Annotated in this window: 9 protein-coding genes; 5 read left to right on the top strand and 4 right to left on the bottom strand. The window is 67.4% G+C overall.

The genetic code is table 11. The annotated features are described in order from the left end of the window. Positions 1–20: 20 nt before the first annotated feature. The 4 genes from OU994_RS14125 to OU994_RS14110 form a co-directional block, all read right to left on the bottom strand. Positions 21–3,173 (bottom strand): glycoside hydrolase family 2 TIM barrel-domain containing protein, encoded by a 3,153-nt coding sequence (locus OU994_RS14125; RefSeq protein WP_281611274.1) that lies wholly within the window; start codon positions 3,171–3,173, stop codon positions 21–23. A gap of 401 nt (positions 3,174–3,574) precedes the next feature. After that, entirely contained in the window at positions 3,575–4,687 is a 1,113-nt protein-coding gene (locus OU994_RS14120; RefSeq protein ID WP_281611273.1) for a Gfo/Idh/MocA family protein, read from the bottom strand. A gap of 185 nt (positions 4,688–4,872) precedes the next feature. Beyond that, the gene (locus OU994_RS14115) at positions 4,873–6,282 is read right to left on the bottom strand and encodes a GntP family permease (protein WP_281611272.1); all 1,410 of its coding nucleotides are present in this window, start codon (positions 6,280–6,282) and stop codon (positions 4,873–4,875) included. Positions 6,283–6,413: 131 nt separating this feature from the next. Next, positions 6,414–6,716: a hypothetical protein gene (locus OU994_RS14110; RefSeq protein WP_281611271.1), complete on the bottom strand. Its 303-nt coding sequence runs from the start codon at positions 6,714–6,716 to the stop codon at positions 6,414–6,416. A gap of 196 nt (positions 6,717–6,912) precedes the next feature. Here OU994_RS14110 and OU994_RS14105 point away from each other — a divergent pair, with 196 nt between their 5' ends. The 5 genes from OU994_RS14105 (at position 6,913) to OU994_RS14085 (ending at position 17,438) form a co-directional block, all read left to right on the top strand. After that, on the top strand, positions 6,913–8,652 hold the full coding sequence (locus OU994_RS14105; RefSeq protein ID WP_281611270.1) for an HAD family acid phosphatase: 1,740 nt from the start codon (positions 6,913–6,915) through the stop codon (positions 8,650–8,652). 453 nt (positions 8,653–9,105) lie between these two features. Further along, positions 9,106–9,639, top strand: a complete 534-nt coding sequence (locus tag OU994_RS14100) for a gluconokinase (protein WP_281611269.1) — start codon at positions 9,106–9,108, stop codon at positions 9,637–9,639. 418 nt (positions 9,640–10,057) lie between these two features. Beyond that, positions 10,058–12,853: a TonB-dependent siderophore receptor gene (locus tag OU994_RS14095; protein WP_281611268.1), complete on the top strand. Its 2,796-nt coding sequence runs from the start codon at positions 10,058–10,060 to the stop codon at positions 12,851–12,853. Between the two features lie 14 nt (positions 12,854–12,867). After that, complete coding sequence (locus OU994_RS14090; protein ID WP_281611267.1) at positions 12,868–14,178, top strand: gluconate:H+ symporter; 1,311 nt, start codon at positions 12,868–12,870, stop codon at positions 14,176–14,178. A 239-nt stretch (positions 14,179–14,417) separates the two neighbouring features. Then, the gene (locus OU994_RS14085; protein WP_281611266.1) at positions 14,418–17,438 is read left to right on the top strand and encodes a glycosyl hydrolase family 28-related protein; all 3,021 of its coding nucleotides are present in this window, start codon (positions 14,418–14,420) and stop codon (positions 17,436–17,438) included.

Here is a 17,438-nt window from a genome sequence, read left to right as displayed (position 1 = left end):
GACCGAGGTGCCGCCCGCACCTACTGCTGCGCGGGAGCCTGCGCTTGCGTCTGCAACGGCGTCGGCGGCTTCGGCGACAGCGTGAAGCCGTAGCTGGCCGGCGCCAGCGGGATGCGGTACTTGACCAGTGGCCGGCCGTTGCTGCTCCAGCCGTCGTCGCCGCCCACGCCGGCCTGGGCCAGGTCGACCAGCACGCTGCCATTGCCGTGGGGCCGGATCTCGGAACTCTTCCACGTGCCGCGCGGGCGCAGGTACAGGTCTTCGTACGGGAAGGCCAGCGCGGTGAACGCCAGCGGCTTGCTGCCCCGTACGACCACGCCGGGCACGCCGTCGCCGCGCAGTTCGAAGCGGCGCACGTCGGTCTTGTTGCCGCTCTCCTGCGGCCGCATGTAGCCGTGGTACTGGTCGGCCACCTTGCCGGTCCAGGCCCCCAGCGCCGCGCCGGTCTTGCGGTCGACATACGATTCGTGCGTCCCGCGGCCGTACCAGCTCACCGTGTCCAGCCGCGGCGCACTGTCGAAGCGCAGGCCCAGGCGCAGCGGATCGGGCAGGTCGTCGCGCAGCGGCGTGAACGTGGCCTGCACGTCGACGCTGCCGTCGGCCCGCATCCGGTACACGTTCTCCCAGTGCACGGCACCCGCCCCGAACGAGTACAGCACCTTCACCGCGTTGCCGTCGACCGACACGTCGCGCACCTTGCGCTCGCGCGTGAAGTCGCCCCAGACCTGGTGGCTCTTCATGGTGCCGGTGCCTTCGTCGTTGTCCGTCAGGCCGCGCCAGAAGTTCGGCGTGCCGCCGGTCAGCAGTGGCTGGCCATCGACGCTGTAGCTGACGGTGCCGGTGCGCGCATCGAGTTCCAGGCGCGCGGCCGGCGAGGCCAGCACGATCGCATCGCCGTCGCGCTGCGGCTTGACGGCGGCGCCTCGCGCGGCGGCCGCCCTGCCCGCCGGCGGCACGATGAACTGCGACCAGCCGACCACCGAGCCGGCCGCCACGCCCGGCTCGGCGGCGCGCTGCCGGGCCTGGACCGTCAGCACGTATTCGCCTTCGCCGTGCGTGCGTGCCGGCAGCGCCAGCCTGACATCCTTCCTGGCGCCGGCGGCCGCCTTCACGCCGTCGAGCCGGCCCTGCGCCACGGCGATGCCGTCATGCAGCAGTTCCCACTCGAAGTCCAGGTGGTCCAGGTCGCGCAGGTCGTAGCGGTTGACGACCGTGACGCGGCCCTTTTCCGGATTGCCTTCGAAGACCACCGGCGAGTACACCTTCTGCAGCTCGTAGTATTCCGGGTCGGGCGTGCGGTCGCCGCGCACCACGCCGTCGCCGATCACGCTGTTGTCGCCGCGCGCCGGGTTCAGGTCGAAGCCGGAAGCCCAGTATTGCCGGCCCTGCGCATCCCGTGCGTACACGCTCTGGTCGACCCAGTCCCAGATGAAGCCGCCCTGCAGCTTGCGGTGGGCGCGGATGGTTTCCCAGTAATCTTCCAGGTTGCCCAGCGAATTGCCCATCGCGTGCGCATATTCGCACTGGATCATCGGCTGCTTGAAGGCGGGATCCTGCGCGTAGTCGATCATCTTGGTGATGTCGTCGTACATCGGCGCGTAGATGTCCACGTAGTCGTTCGGCGCGTGCCGTTCGATCAGGGTGCCGTGGCCCAGGTAGCTGATCAGCCGGTTCGGGTCGGCCTGGCGGATCCATGCGGCGGCGGCCTCGAAGTTCGGGCCCGTGCCGGCCTCGTTCCCCAGCGACCAGAAGATGATCGACGGGTGGTTCTTGTCGCGCTCCACCATGCGGCTGACGCGGTCGAGGTGGGCCGCGCGCCAGTGCGGCTTGTAGCCCAGCTGGATCTTCTCCCGCGCTTCCGGGCTGCCGGCCTGGTCGCCCTTTTCCATGTACTCGTGCGATTCGATGTTCGCCTCGTCCATCACGTACAGGCCGTACTCGTCGGCCAGGTCGTACCAGCGCGGATCGTTCGGGTAATGCGAAGTGCGCACGGCGTTGACGTTGGCCTGCTTCATCAGCTCGACGTCGCGGCGCATCGATTCCATCGACATCACGCGGTAGGTGACCGGATCGTGCTCGTGCCGGTTGACGCCGCGGATCATCACGCGCTTGCCGTTCACGCGCACTTCGCCATCGGCGATTTCCACGGTGCGGAAGCCGATGCGGCGCGAGGTGGCCGACAGCAGCTTGCCCTGCCCGTCATACAGTTCGACCAGCAGCGTGTGCAGGTTCGGCGTCTCGGCCGACCACGGCTTCACGTTGGGGATGGCGCCGGACAGGACTGCCTTGCGGTCGGCGCCCGGCGTGCCTTTCAGGCCCAGCACCGGCTGCGTGCCGTCGAGCACCTGGGCGCGCACCTCGACCGCGCCCGGCTGGCCGGCCACTTCGGCCGCCAGTTCGAAGACGCCGTCGCGGTAGTTGGACTTGTCGAGCAGGGCCGTGACCTTGAAGTCGCGCAGGCGCGTCTTCGGTTCCGCGTACAGGTAGACGCTGCGCTCGATGCCGGACACGCGCCAGAAATCCTGGTCTTCCAGGTACGACGCGTCGGCCCAGCGATAGACCTCGATCGCCACGGTGTTGCGGCCCGGGCGCACGAAGCGCGTCACGTCGAATTCGGACGGCAGCTTGGAGTCCTCCGAGTAGCCCACCCGCTCGCCGTTGACCCACACGTAGTAGGCCGCGCCGGCAGCGCCGATATGCAGGAACACGTCCTGGCCATTCCAGTCGGCCGGCACGTCGATATCGCGCCGGTACGATCCCACTTCATTGAGCTCGTGCGGGATCAGCGGCTCGTTGGCCGGGAACGGATACTTGATGTTGGTGAAGATCGGCTTGCCGTAGCCCTGCGCCTGCATCATGCCGGGCACCTGCACGGTGGCCCACTTGCCGATGTCGAACGAAGGCTTGTAGAAGTTCTTCGGCCGCGCCGCCGGATTCGGCGAGTAGGCGAACCACCAGGTGCCGTCCAGCGAACGGAAACGGGCCGAATCCGCCTTCTCGCCCGCCAGCGCCTTCTCCGGCGATTCGAAGTTGAAGAACGTGGCCTTCATCGGCTCGCGGTTCACGGCCACCACTTCCGGCAGCTCCCACTCGGCTCTGGTTTTCTCCGCCGCGGCGGCCGAAAATGCTAGCGCTACCGCAATGGCAGCGGACAGGGTCGTACGTTTCAGCATGGTCTCCCACTGTTATCGTTGTCGGAGACGTTAGCTTAACGGAAACTTTGCAAAAAAACCGGTGACAGGCTCCAATTCCGCGGAAATGTTTCGCGAAAACCGGTGACAGGCTCCGATTACAAAGAAATGTTTCTCGAAAAACGGTGACAGGCACCATTTTTCACAGGTTGTACCCGACACCGGGCCCGGGGGAGCGCTCCCCTGCTGGCAAGCTCCGTGAGGCAGGCGACGAGCGAGCCTCCTCAAAACACCGGCACGCCACGGCTTTCGATTCCGTGATCGAAGCCTGTCACACCTTTCGATTTCACGATCGGAGGCTGTCACGGGTTTCGTTCATAATCGGAGCCTGTCACCGGTTTCGCTCCGGTTTCGGTTTGGCGCTCGCTTCCCGCCGACGTTCGTCAGGCCTTCAGCACGATGCGCCGCTTTTCCCGTGCCGACTGGTAGACGGCTTCGATGATGCGGATGTCGCGCAAGCCCTCCTCGCCCGCCACGATCGGTTCGCGGTTCTCGCGGATGCACTGCGACAGGTGATCGAGCTGGCCGGCGAACTGGTTCTTGCCCGGCCCCGGCGGCGGCGTGATCTCGTTCTCTCGGCCCTTGCCCACCCACATCCGCTGGCCGGTATAGTTGGTGGCCGGCTCCAGCTCGATGCGGCCCTTGTCGCCCATCAGCAGGATCTGGTTGCGGTTGGCGCTGTACATCGACATGCACGAGCCGATCACGCCGGACGGGAATTCGAGCTGGAACTCGATCATGTCTTCCACTTCGCGGAAGCGCGGGTCGTTGCGGTCGGTGGTCTCCTTCGCGTACACGGCCACCGGCTCCTCGCCGGTCATGTAGCGGGCCGCCTGCAGCGCGTAGATGCCGATGTCCATGATCGAACCGCCGCCGGACATGGCCTTCTTCAGCCGCCATGCGGTCGGGTCGCCGGCCGTGTAGCCGTGTTCGGAGCGGAAGTAGCGCAGCTTGCCGATCTCGCCGGCCCGCGCGCGGCGGATCGCCTCCAGGTTGTACGGCTCGAAATGGCAGCGGTAGCCGATCATCAGCTTCTTGCCGGCTTGCCGGCAGGCGGCGATCATCGCCTCGCATTCCTTCGACGACAGCGCCATCGGCTTCTCGCACATCACGTGCTTGCCCGCCTTGGCCGCGCGGATCGTGTACTCGGCATGCATCGACACGGGCAGGCAGACGTAGACGATGTCGATGTCCGGATTGTCGCGGATGCTGTCGTAGCTCTCGTAGCTGTAGATATTCTTTTCCGGCACCCCGTACTGCGCCGCCACGCGTTTGGCCTTGGCCGGGTCGCCGGACACCAGCGCCACCAGCCGGCTGTGTTCGCAGTTCTTGAATTGGGGGATGATCTGCCCCAGCCCGTAACCGCCCAGGCCCACGATCGCATACCCCAGCTTGCGCGCCGGCGTTTGCGCCAGCGCGGACGACCCCATTGCAGACGCCGCGATGGCGCCGCCGGCGGCGAGAACGAAACCACGTCGATCCAGATCCACAGTCATGCCCAGCTCCTCTCCAGTTGTTATGACAACGATTTCAGGCTGCCGGGAATTCTATCTCAACGCGGGCGGTGTTTCACTTGAAATGTTTCCGTCAATATGGCGGACGCCGGAAAACGCTTCACGCCAACCGCCCCGGAAGCACTATCCGAGGCAAGCCCGCGCGCGTCCAGCCGCGCCCTGTCGACCTACACCAGTCCGGTCAAGTAATACACGGCGATCACGAAGAACACCGCCGCCGTCTTGATGATCGTGATGCCGAAGATGTCCTTGTACGACTGCTTGTGCGTCAGCCCGGTGACCGCCAGCAGCGTGATCACGGCGCCGTTGTGCGGCAGCGTGTCCATGCCGCCGCTGGCCATCGCCACCACGCGGTGCAGCACTTCGAGCGGGATGCCGGCGGCGTTGCAGCCGGCGATGAAGCTGTCCGCCATGGCCGCCAGCGCGATGCTCATGCCGCCGGATGCGGAACCGGTGATGCCCGACAGCGTGGTCACCGAGATGGCCGCGTTCACCAGCGGGTCGGGGATCTTGCGCAGCGCTTCGCTGACGGCGATGAAGCCGGGCAGCGCGGCGATCACGCCGCCGAAGCCGTATTCGGAGGCGGTATTCATCGCCGCCAGCAGCGCGCCGCCGACGGCGGCCTTGGTGCCTTCGGCGAACGAGGCCTTGATGCGCCGGAACGCGGTCACGCACACCAGCAGGATGCCCAGCAGCAGCGCCCCCTCCACGGCCCAGATGCCGACCACGGTCTTGATCGGTGTTTCGACCGGCGTCTTGAGGCCCGGCAGCAGGTCGGACGTCAGCGTGTAGCTGGTGCCGTACCAGTTGGCGATGGCGGCCGTGAGCACGAAGTTGGCCACGCCCACCAGCACCAGCGGCGCCAACGACAGCAGCGGATGCGGCAGGTCGGCGGCGGCCGGCCCGCCGGCCTTGCCCGCATCCTTTCCGTCGTCGGCGCCATAGCCCTCCCCGGTCGCCATCACGGTGCGGCGGCGCCATTCGAGGTAGGCCAGGCCGGCGATCACCGTGGCGATCGCGCCGACGATGCTGAGCGATGGCGCGGCCCAGCCGGTGGTCTGGAAAAAGGTGGTCGGGATGATGTTCTGGATTTGCGGCGTGCCGGGCAGCGTGTCCATCGTGAACGAGAACGCGCCCAGCGCGATCGCGCCGGGCATCAGCCGCTTCGGGATGCCGCTCTGGCGGTACAGCTCCGCCGCGAACGGATACACGGCGAACACCACCACGAACAGCGACACGCCGCCATACGTCAGCAGCGCGCACACGGCCACGATCACGGCGTTGGCGCGGGTGCTGCCGATGTAGCGGATCGCCGCATGCACGATCGACTGCGAGAAGCCGGCCATCTCGACCAGCTTGCCGAACACGGCGCCGAGCAGGAACACGGGGAAGTACAGCTTGACGAAGCCCACCATCTTTTCCATGAAGATGCCGGAAAAGACAGGAGCGACGGCGCCGGGTTCCGTGAGCAGCACGGCGCCCAGCGCGGCAACGGGAGCGAACAGGATGACACTGTAGCCGCGGTAGGCGGCGAACATCAGGAATGCCAGTGCGGCGAGGACGATCAGGAAAGACATGGCGGCTATTGTCGGGTTGGCAAGCCGCCATGCTAACGATTCCCCGCCTTCCTGCGCGCACAGGAAGCGCGGGCCCGGCTTGCGGATGACAAGCCGGGCCCCGCGTTCTTGTATGAATTTGCTGCGCTGGTTTAGTGGAAAATGCCGACCGCCAGCTCCGCCCAGAGCGTCAGCAGGGCCAGCACGATGGCGCCGGCCACGGCCAGGCGCGACGTGCGGCTGCGGAGTGTCGCCCGCGCCAGTTCCAGCGCCAGCCCGGTCGCGGCCAGCAGGATGGCGGCGGCGACGAAATCGCCGGGGCCCCAGTCGAATCCGCCGCCCAGCAGCATCGAAACGGCGGGCACCAGCAACAACGCGCCGGTGACGAGCAGCACGCGCAGGACATTGCGGCTGGTAAATGGCTTGCTTGCCTGGCTGTCGGTCGCGCTGTGCATGGTGGCCTCCCGGGCGGTGGTGTCGAACCATCATGGTAGCACTGCGGGTAGCACCGCGGGGAGCATTGCGGGAACGTCGGGTCATCCGGCATGGGCCACACGTTCCGGGCCTGCCACATCGATACTGGACATTTCCGCAGGCTGCCCCCAGCATCCTCCCTGTTCAAGAACAACGGGAGAACCGATGCGACCCTTCATGCCTTTCAACTTCTTGCTGGCGGCCTGGCTGCCACTGGCCGCCAGTGCCGCCCCGCCGCCGGTCGAACAGCGCGAACTGCTGGGCGGCGTGCTGTGGCTGCAGCAGGCGCCCGAAGCGCGGCTGGCCACGCTGTCCATCTACCGCAACGCCACCGGCATGCTGAAGAAGGCGATCGCCGCGCCGGACAGCGCGGCCATCGAACAGCGCGGCCAGCAAGCCGCCGCCACCGTGCCGACCGCCGTCATCGTCGACGTCGATGAAACGATGCTCGACAACAGCCCCTTCGAAGCCTACATGGTGCGTAACGGCGCGGCGTTCGACGAGGCGGCGTGGGCGCGCTGGATCGGCATGCGCAGCGCCGTCCCGGTCCCCGGCGCGCTGGAGTTCGCGAAGGCCGCCGACAAGGCTGGCGCGCGCATGTTCTACGTGACGAACCGCGAATGCTTCGCCGGCGAGAACCCGTGCAAGGCCAAGGCTGACACGATGGCGAACATGGCGAAGCTGGGTTTCCCCCGCGCGGACGACCCGGAAGCCTTCCTGCTCAAGGGCGAACGGCCGGACTGGCGCACCGACAAGACCAGCCGCCGCCGGCACGTGGCGGCCACCCACCGCATCGTGATGCTGGTCGGCGACGACATGCGCGACTTCGTGTCCCCGGCCCAGGCGCACGCGCTGCATGCGCGCGACCGCGAGCTGACCAGGCTGGCCGAAGCGGAAATCGGCCGCCGCTGGTTCGTCATCCCGAATCCCATGTACGGTTCGTGGATGGAACGCCTGGGCGCCCTGGATGGCCAGTACGCGGCGCTGGACACCGCCGCGCTGCCCGCCGCGGAGCGCATCGCGCTGGCCACCTGGAACATGGAATGGCTGATGACCACGGCCACCTACGACGCGCTGAAGGCGACCTGCACGGCCGGCTCGCCGCCCTCGCATGCGCGGGCGATCCCGTGCAACAAGGACCGCCCGCCCCTGCCTCGCCGCGTGGCCGCCGACTTCGATGCGCTGGCCGAGGTGGCACGCCGCATTCCCGCGGACGTGGTGGCGCTGCAGGAGGTCGACGGGCCGGAAGCGGCTGCCACGGTGTTCCGCGACGGCTGGCAGCTGGCCTGCTTCACCTCGCGCGCCCATCCGCAGAAAGTGGGATTCGCCGTGCGCGCCGGCATCCCGTTCGCCTGCAACGAGGAAGTGAAAGCGCTCGACATCGATGGCGCCACGCGCTCCGGCGCCGACATCACGCTCCACCCGGGCACGCCGCGCGCCGTGCGGCTGCTGTCGATCCACCTGAAGAGCGGCTGCTTCACCGGCTCCCTGGCCGATGCCGCGCCAGGCACGCCCTGCGGCGCGCTGCGCAAGCAGATCCCGGTGCTGGAACGGTGGATCGATGCCCGCGCCGCCGAGAACGCGCGCTTCGCCGTGCTGGGCGACTTCAACCGGCGGCTCGAACTCGATGCCGGGCTTCCCGCCGGCCCGGATGAAGCAAAGCCCGACGCCATGTTCCAGGCCCTCAGCGACGAGCAGCCGAAAGGCGCCATGCTGCTGCGCGCCACCGCCGGCCAGGCGCACGTGCGCTGCTCCCCGCTCGACCGCCACCCGCCAGCCGCGATCGACAACATCCTCGCCAGCCGCTCGCTGGCCGCGCTGGGCCACCTCTCGTATGCGCGCATCACGTTCGATGGCGACACCGCGGTCCGGTACAAGTTTCCGGATCATTGCCCGGCCGTGCTGACGATCCAGTAGGGAGATCGGGGACGTCCACAGTGTCCCCAAGCTGAACCCATTCAGGTGCGAATTCCAGGGTAAGGCCCTGGTGCCGCTGGGATAAGCCCACCCCAGGTGCAAATTCTGGGGTCAGACCCGGCGGGTCTGACCCCGGCAGTTCGCCATTGGGGTACAGGCATGCGCTGGCATTTTGCCGGCAAAGCCCCCAGTGAACGACATCGTGAGCATTGCGGCGCCTCGACCCGTTGTAAAAAACCCCACAGCAAACCCACGATTTCCGCTCCGCACAAACTGATAGCGCTATCAGCTTTCCTGACGTCCGATAGAGGGAAAATCCCCGGGCGAAAACTGCCAGCGGTCGCAGAGCATCGCGATTCCATGCTGCACTGCAGCACAAATAAGCGCTTTACGTGCGCCGAAAGCAGCGCGATGATAGCGCTAACTAGTCATTTAACCAATACGGAGACGTCGATGACCCCAGCAAGTACCTCGCCACATCCCCTGCCTGCCCGCACTGCCCGCTGGGTCGTGATGGGTGTCTGCGGCTGTGGCAAGAGCACCGTCGGCGCGGCCCTGGCCCACCGGCTGGGCACGCCGTTCATCGAAGGCGACCGCTTCCATCCGGCCGAGAACGTGGCCAAGATGTCCGCCGGTATTCCGCTCGACGATGCCGACCGCGCCGGCTGGCTGCAGGCGCTGGCCGACGAGATCCGCACGGCGCGCGAGCACGACGCGGGGCTGGTGATGTCCTGCTCGGCGCTGAAACGGCGCTACCGCGACCTGCTGCGGCAGGCCGACCCCGGGCTGCGCTTCGCCCACCTGCACGGCCCGCGCGAACTGGTCGCCGATCGCCTCGGCAGGCGCGCCGACCACTACATGCCACCGGCGCTGCTGGACAGCCAGCTGCGCGACCTGGAACCGCTGCAGGACGATGAGGGAGGCCTGCGCCTCGATATCGCGCTGGCGCCTTCCCTGCTGGTGGAACGCATCATCGACCAAGGCTGAACGGACGGAACAGGTTTCACATCACAGTCGTCGCAAGCGAGCGTGCCGCGCCCTCCGTCCGGGGCAGCGCACCGATCATCAAAAGAATGGAGACAGACATGCGTACACCTACCCAGAGGACCCTGATCAACCTGGCCGTCATCGGCGCCTGCGCACTGCTGGCGGCACCGGGCCATGCGCGGCAGGCCACCGGCGCCGCCGATACAGCGGGCAACACCGCCAGCCCCGCCACTCCCGCCACTCCCGCATCCCCTGCAGGCGAGGCGGCTGCGGCTACGCCCGAGCCGGCACAGGAAGGCACCGCTGCCGCGCAGCAGGACGTTGCGCCGGCCACCGCGGCACAAACCTCGGGCCAGAGCACGGCGCCAGGAACCGAGCAAGGCGGCCCCCGGCCGGCACGCCGACCCAGGTGGTGCAGGTGTCCGGCACCCGCATCGCCGCGCGCGGCTTCTCGCAGCCCACGCCGACCACCAGCCTGTCCACGGCGGACCTGGAACGGGCGGCCAAGCCCAACCTGTTCAACACGCTGGCCGAACTGCCCGCCCTGCAGGGCAGCACGGGCCGCACCACCAGCACCAACAGCACCAGCAGCGGCATCCAGGGCCTGTCGTCCCTGAGCCTGCGCGGCCTGGGCACGATCCGGACGCTGACCCTGCTCGACGGCCAGCGCGTGGTCGGCGCCAACGTCACCGGCGTGACCGACGTCTCGCAGTTCCCGCAGCTGCTGGTCAAGCGCGTGGACGTGGTGACGGGCGGTGCCTCCGCCTCGTACGGTTCGGACGCGATCGGCGGTGCCGTCAACTTCATCACCGACAAGAAGTTCAAGGGCTTCAAGTTCAACGTCGAGGGCGGCCAGACGAAATACCACGACGACGAACATGGCACGCTGCAGGCCGCGTGGGGCAAGAGCTTCATGGACGACCGCCTGCACGTCACGCTGTCCGGCGAATTCATGAAGGAAAACGGCATCGACTCGCCGGGCTTCGGCGAAGTCGGGCCGAACGGGCGCACGTGGTTCCAGAACTCGGCCTACCAGATCCGCCCGCTGGCCCAGACCACCGATGGCCGCCCGCAGTACACGGTGATCCACCACGCGCAGCAGTACCAGTACGCGAAGTACGGCCTGATCACCAACGGCCCGCTGCAGGGCACCGCGTTCGGCGAAGGCGGCGCGCCCTACCGCTTCCAGTACGGTTCGGGCGGCGTGCCGACCGGTACCGGCGCCGTGACCAATTGCGTCAACCCGTTCTGCATCGGCGGCGACCTGTCCGGCAGCGTGGGCGCCGGCACCAACCTGGCGATGGACCTGAAGCGCAAGGTGGCGTACACGCGCGTTTCCTGGGACCTCGATGCGGACAACGAGATCTACTTCACGGCCAACTGGGCGCAGGTCAAGTCGCACTTCTCGCCCAATCCCGGCGCGGCCAAGAACGCCAACCTGACGATCCAGTGCGACAACCCGTTCGTGCCCGCATCGATCCAGGCCGCCTGCGCCGCAAACAACATCACCAGTTTCCAGTACGGCACGGCGAACGCCAACTTCCCGGCCAACATCAACGTGCACCCGACCCGTACCCAGCGCCGCTTCGTGGTCGGCGCGGACGGCAAGGTGCCGCTGTTCGGCAAGGAATGGTCGTACGACGCCTACGTGACGCGCGGCGAAAACACCACCACCATCAACGTCCACGACATCACGCTGAACGCGCGCTACAACGCGGCGATCGACGCCGTGCGCCTGCCGAACGGCAGCATCGCCTGCCGCAACCCGGTGGCCGCGGCATCCGGGTGCATACCCGTCAACATCATCGGCAACAACCCGATCTCGCCGGGTGCATGGGCCTACATCGCGCCGCTGAACGGCCCGCGCCAGCACACCACGCAAAGCCAGGACGTGGCCAGCCTGAACATGAACGGCGAAGCCTTCGAGGGCTGGGCCGGGCCGGTGCTGATGGCGTTCGGCGCCGAGTACCGCCGCGAGAAGTACCAGGTGCGCGGCGATCCGTATGGCGCCGGTGTCGACGACCTGTCGCCGAGCAGCGCGCGGTACCCGGCCGACCCGATCCTGAACAGTACCGTCGGCAACAACTGGTATGCGGGCAATTACCACAACGGCGACGGCAGCTACAGCGTGCGCGAAGCCTACCTGGAACTGAACATGCCACTGCTGAAATCGGACCGCTGGGGCGAGATCAACCTGAACCTGGCCGATCGCCCGATGAAGTACAGCACGGCGGGCAGCGTGAACACCTGGAAGGCCGGCGCTACCTGGCAGACCCCGGTCGACGGCCTGCGGCTGCGCGCCGTCACGTCGAAGGATGTGCGCGCGCCCAACCTCTCGGAGCTGTTCGCGGCGCCGGTGGTCATCAACAACGTGGTGCAGTACCAGGGCGACACGATCTCCGTGCAGCAGCGCACCGTGGGCAACACCAACCTGCGGCCGGAAGTGGCGCGCAACAGCTCATTCGGCATCATCCTGTCGCAACCGTCGTGGGCGCCCGGCTTCTCGGCGTCGGTGGACTACTTCGACATCAAGGTGACGGACGTGATCTCGGCACTGACCGCGCAGCAGGAAGTGGACCTGTGCGTGGCCGGCAACCAGGAAATCTGCGGCGCGCTCGTGCTGAACAGCCCGGGCAACAACTCGGTCACGCTGCAGAACTTCAACCTGGCATCGCTGGAAACCAAGGGCGTGGACGTGGAAGCGGCCTACCGCACCAGCCTCGCGAAGCTGAACCTGCCGGGCCGCTTCACGGTGCGCGGCCTGGCCACGCGCACGCTGAACTTCATCACCAACACCGGCGTGGTCGGCACCATTCCGGCCGAGGGCGCGGGCGTCAACCTGGGCGGCACGCCGAAATGGAAGCTGCTGGCGCAGCAGACCTGGGAAAACGACAAGATGAGCTTCACGCTCAGCGAGCGCTGGTTCTCCGATGGCGTGTACAACAACGAGTTCATCGAATGCCAGACCAACTGCCCGACCTCGACGATCATCCATCCGACCATCTTCGACAACAAGATGAAGGGCGCGACCTACGTCGACTTCGGCGGCAGCTACAACTTCACCAAGCAGCTGCAGGCGTACTTCAAGATCGACAACCTGGCCGACCGCGATCCGGAACCGGCGCCGCAGGCCAACGCCAGCTTCGCGATCAACCCCACGCTGTATGACGTGGTCGGCCGCACCTACCGCATCGGCCTGCGCGGCACGTACTGACGGGTACCGTCACAGTGTGGAACCTGCTCTCCGTGCTGTTCGCGGTCGGCCTGCTGACGGTGCTGATCGCCTGGGGCAAGGTGCAGCCGCTGCTGGCGTTCGTGGTGGCGGCGCTCACCGCCGCCCTGCTGCTGGGCGTGCCGCCGGCGCGCATCCCGGCGATGATCGAAAAGGGCATCGGCGACCTGCTCGGCTCCCTGGTGGTGATCATCTGCCTGGGCGCCGTGTTCGGCAAGCTGATCGCCGACAGCGGCGCCGCGCGGCGCATCGCCACCTGCCTGATCGCATCGCTGGGGCCGCGCCGGCTGCCGGCGGCGCTGACGATCACCGGCTTCGTGGTCGGCATCCCGCTGTACTACAACGTCGGCTTCGTGCTGCTGGTGCCGCTGATCTTCTCGCTGGTGTACCAGTCGGGGCGGCCGGCGGTGGCGCTGGCGATCCCGGTGCTGGCGGGCCTGTCGATCGCGCATGGTTTCCTGCCGCCGCATCCTTCGCCGGTGGCGCTGGTGGCGGCGGTGCATGCGGACATGGGCACCACGCTGCTGTACGGATTGATCGTGGCGATTCCCACGCTGATCCTGTCCGGCCCCGTGTTCGCCACCACGCTGAAGCACATCCGCGGCGAACCGGCGCAGATCTTCCGCAGCGCCGAGGTGCCGGAAAGCGAGCTGCCCGGCGTCTTCAACAGCTTCGCCACGGCGCTGCTGCCGGTGGTGCTGCTGGGCGCGACGACGCTGCTGACGATGGCGCAGCCGGCGCTGGCGCCGGCGCTGGCGGTGCTGTCGAACCCGCTGATCGTGATGCTGCTGTCGTATGCCGTCGCCATCGTCACGCTCGGGCTGGCGCGCGGCTGGAACCTGGCGCGGGTGATGCAGGGGCCGGCCGAGGCGATGCGGGAGATCGCCCCGATCCTGCTGATCATCGCCGGCGCCGGTGCGCTCAAGCAGGTGCTGGTGGAGACCGGCGTCGGCGCGCAGCTGGGCGCCCTGCTGGCCGACACGCCGGTGCCGCCGCTGGTGCTGGGCTGGCTGGTGGCCACGCTGATCCGCATCTGCCTCGGCTCCGCCACGGTGGCGGGCGTAACGGCGGCCGGCATCGTCGAACCGCTGGTGCAGAGCACCGGCGTGGACCCGAACCTGATGGTCCTGGCCGTCGGCGCCGGCAGCCTGATGTGCAGCCACGTCAACGATTCCGGCTTCTGGATGTTCAAGGAATATTTCGGGCTGTCGCTGCGCGACACGTTCCGCTCGTGGACGCTGATGGAAACGCTGGTCGGCACCTTCGGGCTGCTGTTCGTGCTGCTGCTGTCGGCGGCGGTGGGTTGATGGAATGACGACAGCAAGCATGATGTCGCTGGTGTCGGACACCGGTTTTCGCTAACAACGGTTGACGTCCGCGCAGGAGAACCGGTGGCCGGCACCAGGAAGCCGAACCGAGCAATATCGGCCTCGCCGTATCGAAGGCATACCCCAACGGCAGAGCCCAGGGTCAGACCCGCCGGGTCTGACCCTGGATTTTGCATCGGGGTTGAGATCTGAATGGCACTATAAAAAGGAGACAGGCATTGAACACCCAGCTCTTACAGGCCGCCACCCTGGCCGCCACCCTGGCGGTATCGGCGGCGCAGGCGGCTTCCACTTCCGCTTACCAGACCATGCCCGAGGATGGGCGTGCCGTCATCGCCAAGGCCAAGGGCGACGGCACCACCGATGACACCGCGGCGATCCAGGCGGCGCTCGACAAGGCGTCCAACGACGAACAGGGCGGCGTGGTCTTCCTGCCGTCCGGGCGCTACCGGCTGACGCGCACGCTGACGATCCCGCTGGCGGTGCGCCTGTATGGCGTGGGCCCCACCCGCCCGGTCTTGGTGCTGGCACCGAAGACGCCCGGCTTCCAGAAGGGCGTGGCGAACATGGTGATCTTCACCGGCGGCGACCAGTACCGGGTCGGCAAGGTGCCGATGCCGGTGCCGAGCGCGGTGCCGTTCGATCCGAAGAACAAGCCGGTGCGCGACGCCAATTCGTCGACCTTCTATTCGGCGCTGTCGAACGTGGACTTCGAGATCGGCGACGGCAACCCGGCCGCCGCGGCGGTGCGCATGCACACGGCGCAGCACTCGAACCTGTCGCACATCGACTTCCACATCGGTTCCGGCCTGGCCGGCGTCTACCACGTCGGCAATGTCGCCTACAACCTGCGCTTCTACGGCGGCCGCTACGGCATCCTGGCCGAGAAGACCTCGCCGGCATGGCAGTTCACGCTGCTCGATTCCACCTTCGAAGGCCAGCGCGACGCGGCGATCCGCGAGCACGAGGCCGGCCTGACGATGGTCAACGTCGACATCCGCAACACGCCGGTCGGCGTCGAGATCGACCGCGGGTATGGCGACTGGCTGTGGGGCAAGGACGTGCGCTTCGAGAACGTCTCGAAGGCCGCGCTCATCGTCAGCAACGAGAACAACGTCTACACGCAGGTCGGCTTTGAAAACGCCATGGCCCGCAACGTGCCCGTGTTCGCCCGCTTCCGCGACAGCGGCAAGGCGCTGGACGGCAAGGGCCGCGACTACCGCATCGATGAATTCAACTACGGGCTGACGCTGGACAAGCTGGGCGAACCGGGCAAGTTCGCGACCAACTACAAGACGTCGACGCTGCCCGCCGCCGCTCCGGCGCGCAACCGGGCACTGCGCCTGCTGCCACCATCGAAGGAATGGGTGAACGCGAAGACCCTGGGCGCCGCCGGCAACGGCACCACCGACGATACCGCGGCGCTCCAGAAAGCCATCGACACGCACCGCGTGGTGTACCTGCCGCTGGGCTTCTACGTGGTCAACGACACGATCCGCCTGAAGCCGGACACCGTGCTGGTGGGCCTGCACCCGGGCCTGACGCAGCTGCTGATCCCGAACGGCTCGCCGAAGTACCAGGGCGTCGATGCGCCCAGGGCACTGCTGGAAAGCGCGCGCGGCGGCGACGCCATCGTGTCCGGCATCGGCCTGGCGACGGGCGAAGTGAACCCGCGCGCCGTGGCACTGCTGTGGCGCGCCGGCGAACAGTCGCTGGTCGACGACGTGCGCATCCAGGGTGGCCACGGCACCCGCCTGTACGATGGCAGCCGCGCCGACCCGTACAAGAAGGACGCCAGGTTCGACACCACGGCCCACTGGGACCGCCAGTATCCCAGCGTGTGGGTGACCGACGGTGGCGGCGGCACGTTCTCCGGCATCTGGTCGCCCAGCGGCTACGCACAGTCCGGCTTCCATGTGTCCAACACGAAGACGCCGGGCCATGTGTACGAACTGTCGGCCGAGCACCATGTGCGCGCCGAGATCGTGCTCGATGGCGTGGAAAACTGGGAATTCCTCGCGCCGCAGACCGAGGAGGAAGTACGCGACGGCATGGATGCCGTGTCGCTGGAAATCCGCAACTCGAAGAACATCCTGTTCGCCAACTACCATGGCTACCGCGTGACGCGGTCGCTGAAGCCCATGCCGGCCGCGGTAACGATCGCCAACTCGTCCGACATCCGCTTCCGCAACGTGCACGTGAACGGCGAGAGCGGCTTTTCCACTTGCGACGACAACGGCTGCACGACGTACCTGCGCGCTTCCAAATACCCGTACGAGAACGCCATCCGCGACGTGACGAACCGGCTCGAGGTGCGCGAGCGCGAATTCGCCGTGTTCGACTACACGGGCCGCCAGAAGGATGCGCCGCCGGCACAGGGCAAGGTCGAGAAGCTGGAAACGGGCTTCTGGTCGATCGCCGGCGCGGCCGTCGATGCGGCGGGCAAGCTGTACTTCGTCGACCGCCACTGGCGCCGCATCCATGCCTACAGCCCGGAACGGGGCCTGGAAGTGGTGCGCGACGCCCCGCTCGACCCGGTCAACCTGGCGATCGACGCCAGCGGCAACGTGATCGTGCAATCGTCGTTCGGCCCGCAGGCATCCGTCTATGCGTTCAAGCCGGGAACGCCGGGTACCGAGGTCACGATGCTCAAGCCGACGCAGGTAAAAGCCGGGTCGAAGGCCCGCGTGGCGGTGCCCGTCAATTTCTGGCAGAACGGCGAATTCCGCGACCAGCTGGATCCGGAGACGTACGAGTTCACCACGCTGGCCGAGATGTTCGCGCGCGACGTTGCCCTCCCGAAGGCGCAGGAGTACGTGTCGCCGGACGGTTCGCTGGCCCTGCCGGCCTACCGCGTGCTGCGCCAGGGTCCGCCGGACCACCTGGGCTGGCGCTGGTCGGATGCGCTCAACACGCATGGCTTCGTCAGCGGCCGGATCGGTGAACGGGTGGTGTTCACGAACGGTTCCGAGAACCGCACGTTCAGCGGCGTGCTGGGCGCCGGTGGCGCGCTGACGGACCTGAAGCAGGTGGCCGACCGCGGTGGCGAGAGCGCGGCGGTGGATGGCGCCGGCAATGTATACGTGGCGAACGGCCAGGTCTTCATCTACGGGAAGGATGGCAAACAGACCGGCCGCATCGACGTGCCGGAACGCCCGCTGCAGCTTATCTTCGGCGGCGCGGACAGGCGCACGCTGTACATCCTCACGCACCACAGCCTGTACTCGACGCGGATCTGA

The sequence above is a fragment of the Pseudoduganella sp. SL102 genome (genome assembly GCF_027856995.1).
GTDB classification, from domain to species: Bacteria; Pseudomonadota; Gammaproteobacteria; order Burkholderiales; family Burkholderiaceae_D; genus Rugamonas; species Rugamonas albidiflava.
This window is presented reverse-complemented; position numbering and strand designations above follow the sequence as displayed.

Excerpts from the sequence above, each read along its gene's own strand:
- OU994_RS14110 (WP_281611271.1), bottom strand. The coding sequence starts at position 6,716 with ATGCACAGCGCGACCGACAGCCAGGCAAGCAAGCCATTTACCAGCCGC.
- OU994_RS14100 (WP_281611269.1), top strand. The coding sequence starts at position 9,106 with ATGACCCCAGCAAGTACCTCGCCACATCCCCTGCCTGCCCGCACTGCC.
- OU994_RS14125 (WP_281611274.1), bottom strand. The coding sequence starts at position 3,173 with ATGCTGAAACGTACGACCCTGTCCGCTGCCATTGCGGTAGCGCTAGCA.
- OU994_RS14105 (WP_281611270.1), top strand. The coding sequence starts at position 6,913 with ATGCCTTTCAACTTCTTGCTGGCGGCCTGGCTGCCACTGGCCGCCAGT.
- OU994_RS14115 (WP_281611272.1), bottom strand. The coding sequence starts at position 6,282 with ATGTCTTTCCTGATCGTCCTCGCCGCACTGGCATTCCTGATGTTCGCC.
- OU994_RS14120 (WP_281611273.1), bottom strand. The coding sequence starts at position 4,687 with ATGACTGTGGATCTGGATCGACGTGGTTTCGTTCTCGCCGCCGGCGGC.